The sequence below is a fragment of the Microbacterium sp. NPDC019599 genome (assembly GCF_040632175.1).
Taxonomy (GTDB): Bacteria; Actinomycetota; Actinomycetes; order Actinomycetales; family Microbacteriaceae; genus Microbacterium.
The window spans coordinates 55993-75477 of sequence record NZ_JBEYBL010000004.1 but is presented as its reverse complement, the minus strand read 5'-3'; the positions used below and the strand labels follow the sequence as shown (position 1 = coordinate 75477).

The 19485-nt window shown below is 71.3% G+C and carries 16 protein-coding genes; 12 read left to right on the top strand and 4 right to left on the bottom strand.

Annotated elements, in window-relative coordinates:
* Positions 1-28 precede the first annotated feature (28 nt).
* Complete coding sequence (locus tag ABZ477_RS09200; protein WP_360131278.1) at positions 29-847, bottom strand: aspartate/glutamate racemase family protein; 819 nt, start codon at positions 845-847, stop codon at positions 29-31.
* The gene (locus ABZ477_RS09195) at positions 844-2505 is read right to left on the bottom strand and encodes an NCS1 family nucleobase:cation symporter-1 (protein ID WP_360131274.1); all 1662 of its coding nucleotides are present in this window, start codon (positions 2503-2505) and stop codon (positions 844-846) included. The genes ABZ477_RS09200 and ABZ477_RS09195 overlap by 4 nt, the downstream gene beginning before the upstream one ends.
* 216 nt (positions 2506-2721) lie before the next feature.
* Between ABZ477_RS09195 and ABZ477_RS09190 the strand changes: the two genes are divergently transcribed.
* From ABZ477_RS09190 to pucL, 4 genes are read left to right on the top strand one after another with little or no spacing between them, the layout of a single operon-like run.
* The gene (locus ABZ477_RS09190; protein WP_360131271.1) at positions 2722-3333 is read left to right on the top strand and encodes an XRE family transcriptional regulator; all 612 of its coding nucleotides are present in this window, start codon (positions 2722-2724) and stop codon (positions 3331-3333) included.
* Between the two features lie 42 nt (positions 3334-3375).
* Positions 3376-3897, top strand: a complete 522-nt coding sequence (uraD, locus tag ABZ477_RS09185; protein ID WP_360131268.1) for a 2-oxo-4-hydroxy-4-carboxy-5-ureidoimidazoline decarboxylase — start codon at positions 3376-3378, stop codon at positions 3895-3897.
* Positions 3894-4256: a hydroxyisourate hydrolase gene (gene uraH, locus ABZ477_RS09180; protein ID WP_360131264.1), complete on the top strand. Its 363-nt coding sequence runs from the start codon at positions 3894-3896 to the stop codon at positions 4254-4256. Before uraD ends, uraH begins: the two co-directional genes overlap by 4 nt.
* 2 nt (positions 4257-4258) lie before the next feature.
* Positions 4259-5170, top strand: coding sequence for a factor-independent urate hydroxylase (gene pucL, locus ABZ477_RS09175; protein ID WP_360131261.1), 912 nt, complete (start codon positions 4259-4261; stop codon positions 5168-5170).
* 440 nt (positions 5171-5610) lie between these two features.
* Here the strand turns inward: pucL and ABZ477_RS09170 are convergent, their stop codons facing one another.
* A complete protein-coding gene (locus tag ABZ477_RS09170; RefSeq protein WP_360131258.1) occupies positions 5611-6129 on the bottom strand; it encodes an adenine phosphoribosyltransferase in 519 nt (172 codons plus the stop codon).
* A 78-nt stretch (positions 6130-6207) separates the two neighbouring features.
* Here ABZ477_RS09170 and ABZ477_RS09165 point away from each other — a divergent pair, with 78 nt between their 5' ends.
* From ABZ477_RS09165 to sufU, 6 genes are all read left to right on the top strand, one after another.
* Entirely contained in the window at positions 6208-7887 is a 1680-nt protein-coding gene (locus tag ABZ477_RS09165; RefSeq protein ID WP_360131255.1) for a glycoside hydrolase family 13 protein, read from the top strand.
* A gap of 36 nt (positions 7888-7923) precedes the next feature.
* The gene (locus tag ABZ477_RS09160; RefSeq protein WP_360131252.1) at positions 7924-8943 is read left to right on the top strand and encodes a LacI family DNA-binding transcriptional regulator; all 1020 of its coding nucleotides are present in this window, start codon (positions 7924-7926) and stop codon (positions 8941-8943) included.
* A 206-nt stretch (positions 8944-9149) separates the two neighbouring features.
* Complete coding sequence (locus tag ABZ477_RS09155) at positions 9150-10364, top strand: amidohydrolase (RefSeq protein ID WP_360131249.1); 1215 nt, start codon at positions 9150-9152, stop codon at positions 10362-10364.
* 153 nt (positions 10365-10517) lie between these two features.
* Positions 10518-12653 (top strand): APC family permease, encoded by a 2136-nt coding sequence (locus tag ABZ477_RS09150; protein ID WP_360131246.1) that lies wholly within the window; start codon positions 10518-10520, stop codon positions 12651-12653.
* A gap of 291 nt (positions 12654-12944) precedes the next feature.
* The gene (locus ABZ477_RS09145; RefSeq protein WP_360131243.1) at positions 12945-14228 is read left to right on the top strand and encodes a SufS family cysteine desulfurase; all 1284 of its coding nucleotides are present in this window, start codon (positions 12945-12947) and stop codon (positions 14226-14228) included.
* A complete protein-coding gene (gene sufU, locus ABZ477_RS09140) occupies positions 14225-14671 on the top strand; it encodes a Fe-S cluster assembly sulfur transfer protein SufU (protein ID WP_360131240.1) in 447 nt (148 codons plus the stop codon). The genes ABZ477_RS09145 and sufU overlap by 4 nt, the downstream gene beginning before the upstream one ends.
* A 21-nt stretch (positions 14672-14692) precedes the next feature.
* Here the strand turns inward: sufU and ABZ477_RS09135 are convergent, their stop codons facing one another.
* Positions 14693-15883, bottom strand: coding sequence for a heparan-alpha-glucosaminide N-acetyltransferase domain-containing protein (locus tag ABZ477_RS09135; protein WP_360131237.1), 1191 nt, complete (start codon positions 15881-15883; stop codon positions 14693-14695).
* A 289-nt stretch (positions 15884-16172) separates the two neighbouring features.
* Between ABZ477_RS09135 and ABZ477_RS09130 the strand changes: the two genes are divergently transcribed.
* Together ABZ477_RS09130 and ABZ477_RS09125 are read left to right on the top strand one after the other, a co-directional pair.
* Positions 16173-18689 (top strand): ATP-binding protein, encoded by a 2517-nt coding sequence (locus tag ABZ477_RS09130; RefSeq protein WP_360131234.1) that lies wholly within the window; start codon positions 16173-16175, stop codon positions 18687-18689.
* Positions 18686-19366 carry a response regulator gene (locus tag ABZ477_RS09125; protein ID WP_360131231.1) on the top strand — a complete coding sequence of 227 codons (681 nt, stop codon included), beginning with the start codon at positions 18686-18688 and terminating at the stop codon, positions 19364-19366. Before ABZ477_RS09130 ends, ABZ477_RS09125 begins: the two co-directional genes overlap by 4 nt.
* Positions 19367-19485: the final 119 nt, after the last annotated feature.

Here is a 19485-nt window from a genome sequence, read left to right as displayed (position 1 = left end):
TCCCGGCCCCGGGCCTTTTCGCGCCCCGTCATGCGCGAAACAGAGGAGATGGTGCGAAACGAGGAGGGGAACCCGCTCTTCGCTCCTCGATTTCGAGCATCTCCTCGCTTCCGGCCCGCTCCGCCCAGTCGCGCGCGGCGGCCGCCCGCGGGCGGCGGGGCGGCTCGGCGTACTCGTCGCGCTTGCTCGTGCCCGCGCCCATCCGCGCCATGCCCGTCGCGAGCCCGACTGCCGCGGCGACGCCGTCCACGACCGGCACCCCGACCCGCGCCGAGAGCTCATGGCACAGGTCGGCCATCCCGGCGCAGCCGAGCACGACGACGTCCGCGCCGCCCGCGACGGCGTCGGCGCAGAGTCCCGCGATCGTCTCGAATGCCGCTGAGGTCGTGTCCTCGAGGTCGAGGACGGGGATGCCGGAGCCCGCGAGCGAGACGCAGGCCGAGGTCATCCCGTACCTGACGACGAGATCCTGCGCGCGGCCGAGCGTCCGGCTCAGGGTCGTCACGACGCCGAAGGACCTGCCCGAGATCGCGGCGACGTGCATCGCCGCCTCGGCGATGCCGACCACCGGCACGTCGACGAGTTCGCGCGCGGCATCCAGGCCCGGGTCTCCGAAGCACGCGATGACGTACGCGTCGCTGCCGCCGCGCCGCTGATCCCGCTCGATGAGCTCGACGACGGCGAGCGCGGCGTAGACCTCGTCCACGTGGCTCTCTATGGCGTCGGCTCCGGCCTCGGGGCACACCGCGTCGATCTCGACGCCCGGCCCCGCGACCTCCCGGGCGGCGGCCGCGATCTTCGCGGTCATCGCCCGGGAGGTGTTGGGATTCAGGAGGGTGATCCTCACGGGCGATCCGCCACGACGGGGATCTCGGCCGAGACCGCAGCCGGCTCGGACGCCGCCGTGGCGGCGGCGCCGTCGAGCGTGCCGTCCGAGATGGCCTCCGTCTCGCCCGCGAACGTGGGGACCCGCGGGTCGAGCTTCTCGAAGAGGACGAAGAAGCCGTAGCCGAGGCCGCACCCGATGAACCACGTGAAGTTGCCGATCCACGAGATGTCGAACAGGCCCATGTCGGCGAACATCTTCGGGAAGATCGCGAGGATGATCGTCGGGATGCCGGCCCACAGCAGCGTCTTGATCGCGTTCGGGTTGTAGCCCTTGCGGTACCAGTACGCGCCCTTGTCGGACATCGTGAACATCTCGTCGGTCTTGATCCGCTGCTGGGCAGCGACGTAGTACCCCGCGATGAGCAGGCCGAACAGCGGGCCGATGAGCGCGGCGAGCAGGCCCAGCGAATAGTGGATCGCCGTCGAGTTGGAGTACCAGTTCCACGGCATGAGGAACACCGAGCCGACCGCGGCGATCATGCCGCCCATGCGCCACGAGATGCGGTGCGGTGCGACGTTGGAGAAGTCGAAGGCGGGCGAGATGAAGTTCGCGACGATGTTGATGCCGACCGTGGCCGTGACGAACGTCAGGCCGCCGAGGAGGATCGCGAAGGGCGTGTCGATCGCCTGCACGGTGTGGATGGGGTCGACGATCAGTTCGCCGAACACCGGCACCGTCGCCGCCGCCGTGATGACCGTCAGCAGCGAGAAGAACAGGAAGTTCACCGGCAGGCCCCAGAAGTTGCCGCGCTTGACCTGGCTGAACGACTTGCCGTACCGGGCGAAGTCGCCGAAGTTCAGCATCGGCCCGGAGAAGTACGACACGACGATGCCGATCGCCATCGCCATGAGGCCGATCGTGCCCCAGAAGGTCGCGGGCTCCGAGCCGGGTTCGGACAGGTTGAAGTCGATGTTCTCCCAGCCCGCCTGCGTCACGAGGTACCCGGCGAGCAGGATCATGACGACGTAGACGGCAGGGCCGGCCCAGTCGATGAACCGGCGGATGACCTCCATGCCGTTCCAGAACAGGGCGACCTGCGCGACCCACAGGATCGAGTACGAGATCCAGCCGAGTGCCGACAGTCCGAGGAACGACGGCTCGAGCAGGGCCTCCGAGCCCGGGACGAACTTCAGGAAGATGATGTTGAGCGACTCGGCCGCGAGGAAGGTCTGCACGCCGTACCACGCGATGGCGATGAGACCGCGGATGATGGCGGGGATGTTCGCGCCGCGGATGCCGAAGATCGCGCGGTTGACGACGGGATAGGGGACGCCCGTCTTCTGGCTCGGCTTCGCGACGAGGTTGACGAACACCTGCACGATGACGATGCCGACGACGAGGGCCACGAGCACCTGCCACGCCGCGATGCCGAGGGCGAAGAGCGAGCCGGCGGTCACGTAGCCGCCGACGGAGTGCACGTCCGACATCCAGAACGCGAAGATGTTGTACCAGTTCCACTTCTGCTTGCGCAGCGGCGCGAGGTCCTCGTTCGCGAGGCGCGGGTCGTACTCGGGCTTCATGTTGCCGGAGCCGACGGGGTGTCCTGCCGCTTCGACGATGTCCTGCGGCTTGGTGGGCGGAGCCGCGACGGGCGCGGACTCTTCGGGAGGGGTCATGGGGGGTACCTTCCAGGAGAAGCGGGCGGAGGCCCGGGTCAATGAACATGACCACGACGTGGAGTCCGCGGCCTGGTGGTGCTGAAGTGAAGCTATTGCTTCATGCCCCGCTCCTGGTTTCGTTCGTGTAACACCCTTGTGAAGTTGGCCCTTCACGCACTACCGACGGTGCGCACTTCTGGGAGGCCCGCCCGAACCCGCCCTAGGATGCAAGGCATGGCTCCAGCGACCGGTTCGGTGGGCGTCGACTCCCTGTCCGACGTCGGGTCCCGCCTGCGCCGCCTGCGCAAGCAGCAGGGGATGTCGGCCCGCGCCCTCGCCGACGCGCTGGGCATCTCGCCGAGCGCCGTGTCGCAGATCGAGCGCGGCGTCCTCAACCCCAGCGTCTCGCGGCTCATCGCGATCACCGACGCGCTCGGCGTGCCGCTCGCGGCGGTCTTCGACGCGCGCGACGACGTCGTGGCCGAGGTGGCTGCGACGGCATCCGGCTTCGCGCTGCAGCGCGCCGAGCACGCCTCGAACGTCGTCCTGGACAGCGGGGTGACCTTCCGCCGCCTCTCCCCCGGCCGGACCCCCGGCGTCGACTACTTCGAGTCGACGTATCCGCCGGGGAGCACGGCCCACGCCGACGACGACCTCTTCCGGCACGACGGCTACGAGGTCGGCACGATGATCTCGGGCGAGCTCACGATCGACTTCGACGAGGAGCGCGTCATCCTCCGCCCCGGCGACGCCATCAGCTTCCCGTGCTCCCGGCCGCACCGCATCCACAACACGGGCGGCGAGCCGGCCGTCGCGCAGTGGCTCATCGTCCACGCCGAGCGCTGACGCCGTAACCCCCGGGAAACGCCGGGCGACTAGCGTGACGTCATGGAGCTCGCCGAGTTCAACACGCTCGAGGCGGCCGATGCCGCCGCGACGGTCGGTGTGTGGGCGGCGATCCCGGCATGGACGGATGCTGTCATCGCCCGCCGCCCGTACGCCTCCGTCGACGACCTCGCCGAAACGGCCACGACGGCCGCGGCCGCCTGGACCCGCGCGGATCTCGATGCGGCGCTGGCCCACCACCCGCGGATCGGCGAGCGCGCCGCCGGTGCAGGTGCCGAGGCGACAGCATCCCGTCGCGAACAGGCGTCGATGGCGACGGCCGGGGACGACGTGACGGCGGCCATCGCGGCCGGCAACGCGGCGTACGAGGAGCGGTTCGGGCGCGTCTTCCTCATCCGCGCGGCGGGCCGCTCGCCCGCCGAGATGCTCGCCGAGCTGCAGCGCAGACTCGGCAACGACGACGAGACGGAAGCGGCCGAAGCGCTCGGCCAGCTCGCCGAGATCGCGGTCCTGCGCCTCCGCGCGACCGTGACGGATGCCGCCACCACGAGGAGTCCCGCATGACGCACGTCACGACCCACATCCTGGACGCCGCGACGGGCGAGCCCGCGGCGGGGGTCGGGGTCGTGCTCGCCGCGGCCTCGGGGGATGCCGTGCTCGCCGAGTCGCCCGGCACGATCATCGCGCACGGGACGACCGACGCCGACGGGCGCCTCGCGATCGGCCCCGACCGGCTGGAGCCCGGTGACTACACCCTGACGTTCCTGACGGGCGAGTACTTCGCCGAGCGCGGGAGCCCGACCTTCTACCCCTACGTCATCGTGACCTTCATCGTCGAAGCCGCGGACGACGGATCGAGCCGGCACTACCACGTGCCCCTTCTGCTCAGCCCGTTCGCGTATTCGACCTACAGAGGGAGCTAGTCATGGTCTCGGTGAGCCTCGGAGCCAACAAGTACGGCAAGGCCGAGAACCGCGTCGTGCGGATCGTCCGCGACACCCCGCGGCACGAGATCGTCGACCTGAGCGTGACGTCGCAGCTGCGCGGTGCGGCTCTCGTCGACTCGTACCTGACGGGCGACAACAGCAAGGTCGTCGCGACCGACACCCAGAAGAACACGGTGTTCGCGTTCGCGAAGGAGCACGGCATCACCTCCCCCGAGGAGTTCCTGCTGACGCTCGCCGGCCACTTCACGAGCGAGTTCGACTGGATCGAGGGCGGCCTGTGGCAGGCCGAGCAGTACGAGTGGGAGCGGATCCTCGTCGACGGGAGGCCGCACGACCACTCCTTCGTCCGCAACGGCCAGGGCACGCGCCTGGCGGCCGTACAGGTCGTGGACGGACAGACGCACGTCACGGGCGGGATCAAGGACCTCACCGTGCTCAAGTCGACGGGCAGCGAGTTCGCCGGCTTCCCGCGCGACCGCTACACGACGCTCCTCGAGACGGACGACCGCATCATGGCGACCTCGGTGACGGGCCGGTGGCGGTTCCTGCCGGAGGCCGTCGAGGCGGGCATCGACTACAACGGCCTGTACGCCGAGGTGTCCGCCGTGCTCCTGTCCACCTTCGCGACCGTGCACTCGCTCGCGCTGCAGCAGACGCTCTTCGCGATGGGCAAGGCCGCGATCGAGGCGCGTCCCGAGATCGCCGAGGTGCGGTTCGCGATGCCCAACAAGCACCACTTCGTCTACGACCTGTCGCCCTTCGGCCTCGAGAACCCCAACGAGGTCTTCTACGCGGCGGACCGGCCCTACGGCCTGATCGAGGGCACGATCACGCGAGACGGAGCGGATGCCGCTCCCGACGCGTGGCTCGACCTGCCGACCTTCGTCTGACGCGTTTCGTCTCGTCGCTGCGCTCCTCGCTCAACGACCGGTAGACGCGGGGCCCTCCGCGTCGGCGGGGCCCGGGCTGATCCGGTCTCCCGGGCCCCCGCCGCCGTCCATCCGAGGGGCGCCGGGCACACTGCCCTCGGTCCTTGGCCCTGTTGGCAGGTCTGCGGATGCACGTCCCCCGCGCTTCCGGGAGACGCCTCGTCCCCAGCTTTGCGATTCGGGCGTGCGCCGACGCTAAGGCATGCAACCGCACCCGCAAAAGGCCTGTCGCCGGGGTTTTACCGCGCCGTCACGAGCCCGCAACGCGCCTCCCGAGGGCGGCCGGCCCCTCGCGCGCTCACGTTCATCTCCGTGGAATGCGGGATCTCACAGCATCCGAGCGCGCGTTCGACGGAGACGAACCCCCTGAGCGAGGGGCCTGAGAGACCCGGATGCTGTCCTCAGGCGTGGAAGACCGAGTGCACGTCGCCGACGGCATCCCGCCCGCCGAGCGCGTCGAGCTCCATGAGCACGGCGGTCCCCACGACCGTGCCGCCGAGGGCGGCGACGAGCTCGTGCGCGGCGATGAGCGTGCCGCCGGTCGCGAGCACATCGTCCACGAGAAGCACGCGAGCTCCCTCGTGCAGGTCGTCGTGGGCCTCGATCGTCGCGGTGCCGTACTCGAGCGCGTAGGAGACGGATGCCGCGGGCCGGGGCAGCTTGCCCGCCTTGCGGATCGGCACGAGGCCGACCTCGGAGGCGATCGCGATGGCTCCCGCGAGCAGGAAGCCGCGCGCCTCGATCCCCGCGACGACGTCGAACTCGCCCGCGAAGGGCTCGACGAGGGCGTCGATGCAGGTGCGGAGGGCCGCGGCATCCACCAGCAGAGGCGTGATGTCGCGGAACAGGACACCCGGCTCGGGGTAGTCCGGGATCGTCCGGATGAGCGACTCGGCGCGGGCGAGATCGGAAGCGGCCACGGCGCCACCCTACAAGTCCGTCCTGTGCCCGAACGGGTGCTGGATGGCGAATGTAAGCGCTTGCAGTACCCTGTACGAATGACTTCGACCCAGATCGACCTCGTCGACGCGCGCCCGGCCGCGTCCGGAGCCGAATGGTGGCGCACGGCCGTCATCTACCAGATCTACCCCCGCTCGTTCTCGGACAGCTCCGGCGACGGCGTCGGCGACCTGCCCGGCATCACGGCGCGGCTCGACGATCTCAAGGACCTCGGCGTCGACGCGCTGTGGCTGAGCCCGTTCCAGCGCTCACCTCAGAAGGATGCCGGCTACGACGTCTCGGACTACTGCGACGTCGACCCGCTCTTCGGCACGCTGGCTGACTTCGACGAGATGCTCGCGCAGGCGCACGGCCGCGGCATCCGACTCATCGTCGACCTCGTGCCGAACCACTCGTCCGACCAGCACGACTGGTTCCAGCAGGCGCTCGCGGCCGCGCCCGGCAGCCCGGAGCGCGCGCGGTACCTCTTCCGCGACGGCAAGGGTCTCGACGGCGACGTGCCGCCGAACAACTGGGAGTCGGTCTTCGGCGGGCCGGCCTGGACGCGCGTCATCGAGGCCGACGGGACCCTCGGCCAGTGGTACCTGCACCTGTTCGACTCGTCGCAGCCGGACTTCGACTGGACGAATGAAGAGGTGCGCGCCGAGTTCCGCCGCATCCTGCGCTTCTGGCTCGACCGCGGCGTCGACGGCTTCCGCGTCGACGTCGCCCACGGCCTCATCAAGGCCGAGGGCCTGCCCGACCACGAGCACGACCCCGAGGGCGGATCGATGGGCGGCGACGAGGACGATGTGCCCTACTGGGGCCAGGACGGCGTCCACGAGATCTACCGCGACTGGCACGAGCTGCTCGCCGAGTACGACGGCGACCGTGCGCTGTGCGCGGAGGCGTGGCTGCCGACGGCCGAGAAGACGGCGCTGTGGGTGCGCCCCGACGAGATGCACCAGGCGTTCAACTTCGCGTACCTCGAGACGCCGTGGGATGCCGCGGCGCTGCGCGAGGTGGTGACTGAGTCGCTCCGCATCTACCGCGGCGTCGGCGCTCCGAGCACGTGGGTCCTGTCCAACCACGACGTCGTGCGGCACGCGTCGCGCCTCGCGCTGACGGCGGAGAACCCGCAAGGTCACGGCATCGGGCCGAAGTCGCCGGGCAAGCCCATCGCGGCTCTCGGCCTGCAGCGCGCCCGCGCCGCCACGACGGTGATGCTCGCCCTCCCCGGCTCGGCATACCTGTACCAGGGCGAGGAGCTGGGTCTTCCCGAGGTCATCGAGCTCGACGACGACACGCGCCAGGACCCGACGTGGTTCCGCACGGGCGGCGAGCGCTACGGCCGCGACGGCTGCCGCGTGCCGATCCCGTGGACGTCCGACGCGCCGGCGTACGGCTTCAGCCCGTCGGGCGAGTCCTGGCTGCCGCAGCCGGCCGAGTGGTCGTCGCTCGCGCGCGACTCGCAGGCGGGGGACGCGGCATCCACCCTCTCGCTCTACCGCTCGCTGCTGGCGGCCCGACGCGCACGCGGCCTCGGTGCGGGCGACGTCGAATGGCTTGAGGGCTGCCGCGACGGCGTCCTGGCGTTCCGCAACCGCACGATCACGGTTGTCGCGAACACCGGTGACGCGCCGGTCGCACTGCCGGACGGTATCGTGATCGCGTCGAGCGGCCCCCTCGCCGGGCAGACGCTCCCGGCCGACACGGCCGTCTGGCTCGCCGACGACTGATCGGCACGCCGCTCGGCGGCGAAGGGGTGTGGTGACGTGGTCAGCATCGACGAGGTCGCTCGCGAGGCAGGCGTCTCGACGGCGACCGTCTCGCGGGCGCTGAGCGGACGCGGCAACGTCTCGGAGCCGACCCGTGCGCGCGTCGAGGCGGCGGCCAAGAGCCTCGGGTACGTCGTCTCGGCATCCGCGTCGAGCCTCGCGTCGGGGCGCACGCGCAACATCGGCGTCCTCGTCCCGTTCCTCGACCGCTGGTTCTTCAGCACGGTCCTGAGCGGGACGGCGACGGCGCTGCAGCGCCTCGGCTACGACATCACGCTGTACCAGCTGACGGCCGACCCGAATCAGCGTCGCGAGATCTTCGACACGTTCCTGCGGCGCCAGCGCGTCGACGGCGTCATCGCGATCTCGATCGAGCTCGGCGAGGAGGAGACCGAGCGTCTCGTCGAGCTCGACCTGCCGGTCATCGCGATCGGCGGGCCGAACCCGCGCCTGACGACGCTCACAGTCGACGACGTCGCGATCGCGCGGCTGGCGACGGAGCACCTGATCGCCCTCGGCCACCGCGCGATCGCCCACATCGGCGCGAGTCCCGAGTACGACCTCGACTTCCACATCCCGACGCACCGGCGGCGGGGGTTCGAGCAGGCATTGGCGGATGCCGGCATCCCCGCCCGCCCGGAGCTGTACGAGCCGGCCGACTTCACGATCGAGGGCGGGTTCCGGGCCGCGAAGCAGCTGCTGGGGCGGCCCGGCGCGAATCCGTCGGCCATCGTCGCTGCATCCGACGAGATGGCGATCGGAGCGATCCTCGCGGCGCGCGAGCTCGGCTACCGCGTGCCGGAGGACCTCTCGGTCGCCGGCATCGACGGCCACGAGCTCGGCGCGTTCTTCCGCCTCACGACGGTCGACCAGTTCCCGCTCCGCCAGGGCGAGCGGGCGGCGGGCGCGATCCTCGCTGAGCTCGACAGTCCCGCGGCCGGCGTGCGCCAGGCGCGGGCCGACCTGCCGTTCGAGCTCATCGTCCGCGGCTCGACGGCCCGCCTCCCCTCGCCCTGACCGGCACCTCCGCTCCCGAACCCACCCTTCCCGGCGAACCCACCCTTTCCCGGCGAACCCACCCTTTCCCGGCGAACCCACCCTTTCCTGGCGAACCCACCGGATTCTGCGCACCGGAATGGGTGGGGTCGCGGCGAAGGGGTGGGTTCGCGAACGGATGCCGGCCTCAGGGGAGGGGCCCGCGCCCGATCGCTAGGCTCGACCGCATGACGATCGACCTCGAGGCCCTGTACACCGACCTGCACCGGCACCCCGAGCTGTCGTTCCAGGAGACGCGCACGGCGGGGATCGTCACGCAGAAGCTCGCCGAGCTCGGCCTGGAGTTCGAGGAGGGCCTCGGCAAGACGGGCGTCGCGACCGTCATCGCGAACGGCGACGGACCGGTCGTCTGGCTGCGCGCCGACATGGACGGGCTGCCGGTCGAGGAGCGCACGGGGCTGGCGTACGCCTCGAAGGCGCGGGGTGTGGACCCCTCCGGTCAGGACGTGCCGGTCATGCACGCGTGCGGCCACGACATGCACGTGACGGCGCTGCTCGGCGCCCTCGAGCGGCTCGTGGGGTCGAGGGACGAATGGTCGGGCACCGTCGTCGCCGTGTTCCAGCCCGCCGAGGAGTACGGCGCCGGCGCTCACGCGATGATCGCCGACGGCGTCCTGGAGCGCTTCCCGAAGCCCGACATCGTGCTGGGCCAGCACCTCACTCCGCTCCCGGCCGGCACGATCGGCGTGCGCTCCGGCACGCAGATGGCGGCCTCCGACGGCATCACGGTCACCCTGTTCGGCCGTGGTGGACACGGGTCGCGTCCGCACTCGACGATCGACCCCGTCGTCATGGCCGCCGCGACCGTCATGCGCCTGCAGACCATCGTGTCGCGCGAGACCGACCCGCGGGACGTCGCCGTCGTCACCGTCGGCTCGATCCACGCGGGGCTGAAGAACAACATCATCCCCGCCGAGGCGAAGCTCGAGCTGAGCCTGCGCTACCCCGACGACGCCGCGCGTGCACGCGTGCTCGAGAAGGTCGAGCGGATCGTGCGCGCGGAGGCCGCGGCATCCGGTGCGGAGCAGCATCCCGAGATCGTCGTCGACCACTCCCTTCCGCCGACGATCAACGACGTCGAGGCGACGGCGCGCCTCTCACAGGCGTTCGACGCGGCGTTCGGCGACGGCACGGTCGTCGACCCGGGGATGTTCACGGGCAGCGAGGACGTCTCGTGGTTCGCGCGCGAGGCCGGCGTCCCGCTCGTGTACTGGTTCTGGGGCGGCGTCGACCCCGAGGCCTTCGCCGCGGCCCTCGCGGGCGGCACGCTCGAGCGCGACATCCCGACGAACCACTCCCCCTTCTTCGCGCCGGTCCTGCACCCCACGATCGAGCGCGGAGTCGACGCCCTCGTCGTCGCAGCACGGGAGTTCCTCGGCTGAGCCGACCCGGTCCACCGTTCGCGAGACTTCACGAACGGTGCTCGACACGCCGGAATCCGGCCTCGTTCGTGAAGTTTCGCGGCCGGCGGGTCGGGCCGACGGGGCGTGAGGAAAGCGTAAGGATGCCCCTCCTGATGCGGGTTCACGGTATCCATGCGAGTAACATCGCCCGCCGTGACAACCGACGGACGCGAGCCCGGCGCAGCTGAATCCCCGATCGCCAAGCGCATCCTCATCGGCGACCCGCTGTCGTCCGAGGCGATGGATGAGCACCTGCTTCCCAAGAAGATGGCGCTGCCGATCTTCGCCTCCGACGCTCTCTCGTCGGTCGCCTACGCGCCGCAGGAGCTCCTCATGATCCTCCTGACGGGAGGGCTGGCCTTCCTCGCGTTCAGCCCGTGGGTCGCCGCAGCCGTCGTGGTCCTCCTGATCGTCGTCGTGGTCAGCTACCGCCAGCTCATCAAGGCGTACCCGTCGGGCGGCGGCGACTACGAAGTCGCGCGCAAGAACCTGGGCGAGATCCCGGGCGTGGTCGTGGCATCCGCCCTGCTCGTCGACTACGTCCTGACGGTGGCCGTCTCGGTGTCGTCGGGCGTGGACAACATCATCTCGGCGCTGCCGTTCCTCAACCCTGCACGCGTCGAGCTCGCGGTGGGCTTCGTCATCCTGATCATCGTCGTGAACCTGCGCGGCGTGCGCGAGGCGTCGCTCTTCTTCGCGATCCCGACCTACGTCTTCATCGGCTCGGTCGCCGTCATGATCGTCGTCGGACTCGTCGAGACCCTGCTGGGCAACCCGCCCGTCGCCTCCAGCGCGGAGTACGCCGTCCAGGCGGAGTCCCTCACGCAGGCCGCGGTGCTGCTCCTCATCCTCCGCGCGTTCTCGAGCGGCTGTTCGGCGCTGACCGGTGTCGAGGCGGTTGCCAACGGCGTCCCGGCATTCCGCAAGCCCAAGGTCCGCAACGCCCAGACGACGCTCGCGCTCATGGGCACGATCGCCGTCCTGCTCTTCGCGGGACTCACGGCCCTCGCGCTCATCTCGGGCGTGCACTATGCCGAAGACCCCTGCAACCTCATCGGCTTCGACTGCGACACCACGCCGCAGCCGAGCCTCATGGCCCAGGTCGCGGCCGCGACGTTCGGCATGGGGTCGATCCCGTTCTTCATCATCCAGACGGCGACCGCGGCCGTCCTGCTGCTCGCGGCGAACACGGCCTTCAACGGCTTCCCGCTCCTCGGCGCCGTCCTGGCGCGCGACGGCTACGCCCCGAAAGCGCTCAACACGCGCGGCGACCGGCTCGTGTTCTCGAACGGCATGATCATCCTGGGCATCGTCGCGATCGGCGTGATCGTGCTCTACCAGGCGAACCTCACGACGCTCATCCAGCTGTACATCATCGGCGTCTTCGTGTCGTTCTCGCTCGGCCAGATCGGCATGGTGCGGCACTGGCGGCGCCTCCTGCGCGAGACGACGCGGATCGAGGCCCGGCGCGACCCCAAGGCCGGAGCCGAGCGAAGGTCGACGATCAAGGGCCTCGTCATCAACACCCTGGGCGCGACGCTCACCGTGTTCGTGCTCGTCATCGTCACGATCACGAAGTTCACGCACGGCGCGTACCTCGTCTTCATCGCGATCCCCGTGCTCGCGATCCTCATGGTCGGCGTCAACCGGTACTACCGGGATGTCGAGCACGAGATCCGCATGGACGACGACGCCCACTTCGGCGCGGCGGGCGACATCGCGCTCATCCTCGTCAACCGGCTGCAGAAGCCCGTCGCGAAGGCCATCGACTACGCCCTCGCCGCGAAGCACGACAAGACGCTCGCGATCCACGTCGCCGTCACGAAGGAGGAGGCCGACTCGATCCAGAAGGAGTGGGAGGCGCACCGCATGCCGATCCCGCTCGTCGTGATCGAGTCGCCGTACCGCACATACGCCGGCCCCGTCGCCGACTTCATCCAGCAGTACCGCGAGAAGCACGGCGCCTCGGTCGTGACGGTGTACCTGCCGCAGTACATCGTGGGCCACTGGTGGGAGAGCCTCCTGCACAACCGCCGCGCGAGCCGCATCGGACAGCAGCTCATGCTCATCCACGGCGTGACGATCACCCTCGTGCCGTGGCTGCTGGACTCATCGGAGCTCATCTACGGGCGCCGCTCCCGCCCCGTCCCTGGTCAGGAGCGCGCCGGCCGGCCGTTCGAGCCGTCGGCCGAGAGCGTCCCCGTCGTGGAGAAGTCGAGCCTCGAGCGGCCCGACCAGACCGGACCCCGGGTCCGCCGACGGCGCTGACCCCCGTCCGCCTCCCGCACCCCTCGCGAGAACGCCCTTATGTCCTCATCCGACCCCGAATTGAGGACATACGCGCGTTCTCGCGGTGCCGCCTAGGAGCCAGGCCCCCGCCCATCGAGGCCGCGAGTGGACCGACCCGCCCCGCGCCCAGAAGTCACGCGTAGCGCTGGTTGCGCGATCGGCCGGCGGACCGACCCGCCCCGCGCCCAGAAGTCACGCGTAGCGGTTCCAGTCCGCAGGGGCCCCGGACCGACCCGCCCCGCGCCCAGAAGTCACGCGTAGCCTTGAACAGTGACCACGGCACCCACGACGACCCTCGCGCCCGAGACGCTCCGCGGCGACTTCCCGATCCTGAGCTGCCGGATCGGCGACGCACCGCTCGTGTACCTCGACTCCGCGGCGACGAGCCAGAAGCCCCGCGCCGTCATCGACGCCGAGGTCGCCTTCCTCACGGGCGCCAACGCCGCCGTCCACCGCGGCGCGCACACCCTCGCGGCCGAGGCGACCGAGCTCTTCGAAGACGCGCGGGTCACGGTCGCGGGCTTCGTGGGCGCCCGGCCCGAGCAGCTCGTCTGGACGAGCGGCGCCACCGCCGGCATCAACCTCGTCGCGTACGCCATCGGCAACGCGAGCGCAGGCCGCGGCTCCGACCGCTTCGCTCTCGAAGCCGGCGACCAGATCGTCGTGACCGAGACCGAGCACCACGCGAACCTCATCCCGTGGCAGGAGCTCGCGTTCCGCACGGGTGCGACGCTGCGCCACATCCCCGTTCAGGACGACGGAATGCTGGACCTCGAGGCCGCGGCATCCCTCATAGGCGAGCGCACGCGCATCGTCGCCTTCCCGCACGTCTCGAACGTCTTGGGCATCGTCAATCCCGTCGCCGAGCTCGTCGCCCTCGCGCAGGCGGCCGGCGCCATCACGGTGCTCGACGCGTGCCAGTCCGCGCCGCACCTGCCGCTCGACCTCCCGGCGCTCGGCGTCGACCTCGCGGTGTTCTCGGGGCACAAGATGCTCGGCCCCTACGCGATCGGCGGCCTCTACGGCCGCCCCGAGGTCCTCGAGGCGCTGCCGCCGTTCCTCACGGGCGGCTCCATGATCACGACCGTGACCCTCGACGAAGCCTCGTACCTCCCGCCGCCGCAGCGCTTCGAGGCCGGGACGCAACCCGTCTCGCAGGCGATCGCCCTCGCCGCCGCCGTGCAGTACCTCGAGGCCGTCGGGATGGACGCCGTGCACGCGCACGAGCGGCACCTCGAGCGGCGCCTGCGCGACGGCCTGCGCTCGATCCCCGGCATCCGCCTGCTCGGCGACGCGGCCGACCCGCGCGTCGAGCGCGTCGCCCTCTCGGCCTTCGACGTCGACGGCGTGCACGCACACGACGTCGGCCAGTTCCTCGACGACCGCGGCATCGCGGTGCGCGTCGGGCATCACTGCGCCCAGCCGCTCCATCGCCGCTTCGGGCTGACAGCATCCGTCCGCGCGAGCGCCGCCCTCTACACGACCGATGCCGACGTCGACACGTTCCTCGACGCCGTCGCCGGCGTGCGCGCGTACTTCGGGGCGGGCCGATGAGCGGCCTCGATTCGCTGTACCAGGAGCTCATCCTCGACCACTCGAAGCGACGCGTGGGCTTCGGCCTCGTCGATGAGGGCCCGGGCGTCGCGACGTCGTACCAGCGCAATCCGATCTGCGGCGACGAGATCACGCTGCGCGTCCGCGTCGAGGGCGACCGCGTGAGCGGCGTCACGTGGGAGGGCGCCGGCTGCGCCATCTCGCAGGCGTCGGCCTCGATGCTCGCGTCGCTCGTCGCGGAGGAGAACGGGATGCCGCGGACCGAGGCATCCGCCCTCGTCGACGGCTTCCGCGAAGCGCTGCGATCGCGCGGGACGATCGAGCTCGACGAGGAGACCTTCTCGGATGCCGCAGCCCTGAGCGGCGTCTCTCGCTACACCGCGCGGGTCAAGTGCGCGATGCTCGCGTGGGTCGCGTTCGAGGACGCGCTCGCCCGCGCCTGACCCAGGGCGCACAACCCCGGCCTACCGGGCCCGCCGCGGCAGCCGATAGCGCCCCGAGGCGATGCCGATCGCCCACTCGATCGGACCCTTGCCGACGAAGCGCCACCACAGGATGCCGGCGGCGCTGACTCCGACGACGAGCACGAGCCACTCGAGCCAGCGGTTGTCCTGGCCCAGGGGCGACAGCGCCGCCATCAGTGCGACGACCGCGACCTGCAGCACGTACACCGACAGCGAGACCGATCCGAGCGCACGGAACGGGACGAACGCCGCCCCGATCATCCGGGCCGCCCGCGGCGAGCGCACGTCGGCGAGCGCGACGACCGCGGCGTACACGAGGAACACGAGCCCGACGTCGTGCAGCGTGTCGAGCCACGTGCCCGAGCGCGTCCAGGCCATGACGGTCGGCAGGTCCGCGCCGAGCGCCGGCGCGACGCCGGCCTCGTACAGGGGCCGCAGCGGATACGCCATCAGGGCGACGCCGACCATGCCGAGGAGCACGGTGTCGCGGCGGAATCCGTGTCGCAGGAGCGCCGCCCCGACGAGGAAGAAGGGCAGCAGGTTCGTCACGCGGTAGTGCGAGTTCGTGAAGAGCCAGTCGATGGGCAGGAGCTCCGGCACCGCACCGTCGAACGTCGTGAACAGCGAAGCCATCAGCGCGTTGACGGGCTGGCTCAGCAGAACGACGGCGGCGGCGATCACGAGGATCCAGCGGGTCGACAGCAGGAGGAGCGGGGTGCCGATGATCAGGACGAGGCCGAGGAACGACAGGACGATCGCGATCCACGACCCCCACGCGCTGAGCCACACACCGAGTCCGACGAGGATGAGGCCGCGGATCGCGTTCTGGCCGACGACGAGGCTCCGCTCCAGTGAGGACGGGCCCGCCTTGCGCACGACGATCGCCGTCGACATGCCCATGACGAGCGCGAAGAGCGGGGATGCCACGTCGTTGATGTTCGCCTGCACGAGCAGCACGGGCTCCGGGAGCGACCGCACGAGCGGTGCCGCGTGGGCGATGAGCATCGCGAGGATCGCAATCCCGCGGAGGACATCCGGGACCACGAGGCGATCCGGCTGAGTCCGCGGCGCGACGGGTTCGACGACGGCACCGGGCGCCGCGCCAGGCGCCGCGTGCGCTGCGGCAGCGCCGGGACTCGCCCGTCCGGCACCGGGATCCGTCGGCGCCGCCGACTCGGCATCCGCGTCCATGGCCCCTCCTCGGGCCTCATCCTAGGTCGCGCGCAGAAACCGTGAGGGGCGGCGGCCCGGACCGTATGCGAAGCGTGAGGACGGGCGCCCCGCGCACCGGCGAGGTGTTGCATCGGATGCTGTGCCCCACCGGCACCCGCACCCCGCGGTCACCTGCGCCCCGGCGGTCACCGTCTCCGCGAGGGCTCGACGCGCTCGATGCGCTCGACTGAAAGACAGGCGAGACTTCACATATGCACGCTTTTCGCCCGCGGATGGTGACATTCGTGAAGTCTCGCGGGTGGTGGAGATGAAGCGCGGAAAGCTCCGGGTGCTGCTGGGCGCCGCTCCGGGCGTCGGCAAGACGTACGAGATGCTCGAGGAGGGGCGCCGCCTCGGTGAGGAGGGGCGCGACGTCGTCATCGGGCTGCTCGAGACGCACGGCCGCGACGCGACGGCGGCTCAGGCGCGCGGCCTGCCGGTCGTCCCGCGCCGCGTCGTCCGCCACCGTGACGTCGAGCTGAGCGAGCTCGACGTGGAGGCGGTCATCGAGCGGCATCCCGAGATCGCGCTCATCGACGAGCTCGCCCACACCAACGCGGGGGGCTCGCCGCACGCCAAGCGCTGGCAGGACGTGCAGCAGATCCTCGACGATGGTATCGACGTCATCACGACGGTCAACGTCCAGCACATCGAGTCCCTCGGAAGCGTCGTCGAGCAGATCACCGGGGTCGCGCAGCGCGAGACGGTTCCGGATGCTGTCGTCCGAGGCGCCGACCAGATCGAGGTCGTCGACCTCGCGCCCCAGTCGCTCCGCGACCGGCTCTCCGCCGGGCTCGTCTACCCGGCGGAGCGCATCGACGCGGCGCTGTCGAACTACTTCCGCCTCGGCAACCTGACGGCGCTGCGGGAGCTCGCCCTCCTCTGGCTCGCCGACGAGGTCGACAGCGCCCTCAAGCTCTACCGGGCCGAGCACGGCATCCAGGGCACGTGGCAGGCGCGAGAGCGCGTCGTCGTCGCGCTGACCGGCGGACCCGAGGGCGAGACGCTCCTCCGCCGCGGCGCCCGCATCGCGGCGCGCTCGGCCGGCGGCGAGCTGCTCGCGGTGCACGTGTCGAGCCAGGACGGCCTGCGCTCCTCGACGCCCGGCGCCCTCGCGGCGCAGCGCACCCTCGTCGAGTCGCTCGGCGGCACCTACCACCAGGTCGTCGGCGACGACGTCCCGCGCGCCCTGGTCGAGTTCGCCCGCTCCGTCGACGCGACGCAGCTCGTGATCGGGGCCAGCCGGCGCGGCCGCATCGCGGCGCTCCTGACGGGCGCGGGGATCGGCGCGACCGTCGTCCGCGAATCCGGCGACATCGACGTGCACATCGTGACGCACGCGGCGGCGGGCGGCGGCATCCATCTCCCTCGCATCACGGGCGGTGCCCTGAGCGCGAAGCGACGGCTCCTCGGCTTCGCGCTCGCACTCGTCGGCGGGCCGCTTCTGTCGTGGCTGCTCGTGACCGTGTCGAGCCCCGCCTCGATCACGACCGACGTCCTGGCGTACCAGCTGCTCGTCGTCGTCGTCGCGCTCGTGGGCGGCATCTGGCCGGCCGTGTTCGCCGCCGTGCTGTCAGGCCTCACGCTCGACTACCTCTTCATCGCGCCGCTGTACACCGTCACGATCGCCGACCCCGACCACGCCCTCTCGGTGCTGCTCTACGTCGTCATCGCAGTGCTCGTGAGCTGGATCGTCGACCAGGCCGCGCGCCGCACGCGCGTCGCGCAGCGCGCCGCGGCCGAGTCCGAGCTGCTCGCGACGGTCGCCGGCAGCGTCCTGCGCGGGCAGAGCGCGGTCCCTGCCCTCGTGAGCCGCGCCCGCGAGGCGTTCGGCATGACGGGCGCCCGCCTCCTCGCCCCCGACGGCAGCGTGCTCGCGACCGACGGCGAGCCGGTGCCCGACCAGCGCATGGTCGCCCTCCCCGTCGGCGACCCCGCGGCGCCGCGCGCGACGCTCGAGCTGCACGGAGGCGAACTGGATGCCTCGGCCCGCCGCCTCCTCGACATCATCGTGACGCAGCTCGGCGCGGCGCTCGAGCACACCGACCTGACCGAGACGGCGCGTGCGGCCGGCATCCTGGCCGAGACGGATCAGGTGCGCAGCGCCCTGCTCTCCGCCGTCAGCCACGACCTGCGCCGCCCGCTCGCCGCCGCCGTCGCCGCGATCGGCGGACTGCGCGCCGCCGGCCCGAGCCTGAGCGACAGCGACCGCGCGGAGCTCCTCGCGACCGCGGACGAGAGCCTTGCGACGCTCTCCGCCCTCGTGACCGACCTCCTCGACGTGAGCCGCGTCGAGGCGGGCGTCCTGGCCGTCTCGCTCTCACCCGTCGACTCCGCCGGAACCGTGCTCGCGGCCGTCGACGAGCTCGGGCTCGGACCCGACGCCGTCGAGCTCGCGCTCGACCCCGACCTGCCCCTGCTCCTCGCCGACCCCGTGCTGCTGCAGCGGGTCGTCGTCAACGTCCTGGCCAACGCCGTGCGCTACACCTCGCCCGGATCCCGCGTGCGGGTCGCGACGAGCCGCCTCGGCCGGCGCGCCCAGATCCGCATCGTGGACCACGGCTCAGGCATCGAGCCGGACCGCCAGGACGACATCTTCTCGCCGTTCCAGCGCCTCGGCGACACCGACAACACGACGGGGCTCGGCCTCGGGCTCGCGCTCTCGCGCGGGTTCGCCGAGGGCATGGGCGGCACGCTCACCCCGGAGGACACCCCCGGCGGTGGCCTCACGATGGTCGTCGAGCTGCCGGTCGCCGACGTCGCCGCCCGGGAGGCCGCCTCGTGAAGATCCTGATCGCCGACGACGATCCGCAGCTCGTCCGCGCCCTGCGCATCACACTCGGAGCCCACGGCTACGAGGTCGTCGCCGCGCCCGACGGCGCCGCCGCGATCGCCCTCGCGGCGCAGACGCATCCCGACATCGTCCTGCTGGACCTCGGGATGCCGCGGCTCGACGGCGTCGCCGTCATCGAGGCGCTCCGCGGCTGGACGACGGTGCCGATCGTCGTCGTGTCGGGACGCACCGGATCGGCCGACAAGGTCGAGGCGCTCGATGCGGGCGCCGACGACTACGTCACGAAGCCGTTCCAGATCGACGAGCTCCTCGCGCGGCTGCGCGCCCTGACCCGGCGCGCCGGCCCCGCGACGGGCGAGCCGATCGTCTCGTTCGCGGACGTCACGATCGACCTCACGACGAAGTCGGTCACGCGCGACGGCTCGCGCGTCCACCTCACGCCGACCGAATGGCGGATGCTGGAGTTCCTCGCCCGCAACGCGGGCTCGCTCGTGACGCGCCAGACGCTGCTGAAGGACATCTGGGGCACCGACCAGGTCGCCGACACCGGCTACCTGCGGCTCTACATGTCGCAGCTGCGCAAGAAGCTCGAGCCCGACCCCGCGCGCCCCGCGCACCTCCTGACGGAGTCCGGCATGGGCTACCGCCTCGTCCTCGACCCCGCCTGACGCGCTGGTTCGTGGGCCGCGCGCACGGGCCGGAGCGACAGCATCCCGATTCGTCCTGATCGGGGGCTGCTTCGGGAGGCTTCGTCCCGTATCGGAGGGAGGATGCTGCGCGCAGCGCC

Bases quoted from the DNA above. Each gene is read 5' to 3' on its own strand.
- ABZ477_RS09195 (WP_360131274.1), bottom strand. From the start codon at position 2,505: ATGACCCCTCCCGAAGAGTCCGCGCCCGTCGCGGCTCCGCCCACCAAG.
- ABZ477_RS09190 (WP_360131271.1), top strand. From the start codon at position 2,722: ATGGCTCCAGCGACCGGTTCGGTGGGCGTCGACTCCCTGTCCGACGTC.
- uraD (WP_360131268.1), top strand. From the start codon at position 3,376: ATGGAGCTCGCCGAGTTCAACACGCTCGAGGCGGCCGATGCCGCCGCG.
- uraH (WP_360131264.1), top strand. From the start codon at position 3,894: ATGACGCACGTCACGACCCACATCCTGGACGCCGCGACGGGCGAGCCC.
- pucL (WP_360131261.1), top strand. From the start codon at position 4,259: ATGGTCTCGGTGAGCCTCGGAGCCAACAAGTACGGCAAGGCCGAGAAC.
- ABZ477_RS09165 (WP_360131255.1), top strand. From the start codon at position 6,208: ATGACTTCGACCCAGATCGACCTCGTCGACGCGCGCCCGGCCGCGTCC.
- ABZ477_RS09155 (WP_360131249.1), top strand. From the start codon at position 9,150: ATGACGATCGACCTCGAGGCCCTGTACACCGACCTGCACCGGCACCCC.
- ABZ477_RS09150 (WP_360131246.1), top strand. From the start codon at position 10,518: ATGCGAGTAACATCGCCCGCCGTGACAACCGACGGACGCGAGCCCGGC.
- sufU (WP_360131240.1), top strand. From the start codon at position 14,225: ATGAGCGGCCTCGATTCGCTGTACCAGGAGCTCATCCTCGACCACTCG.
- ABZ477_RS09135 (WP_360131237.1), bottom strand. From the start codon at position 15,883: ATGGACGCGGATGCCGAGTCGGCGGCGCCGACGGATCCCGGTGCCGGA.
- ABZ477_RS09130 (WP_360131234.1), top strand. From the start codon at position 16,173: ATGAAGCGCGGAAAGCTCCGGGTGCTGCTGGGCGCCGCTCCGGGCGTC.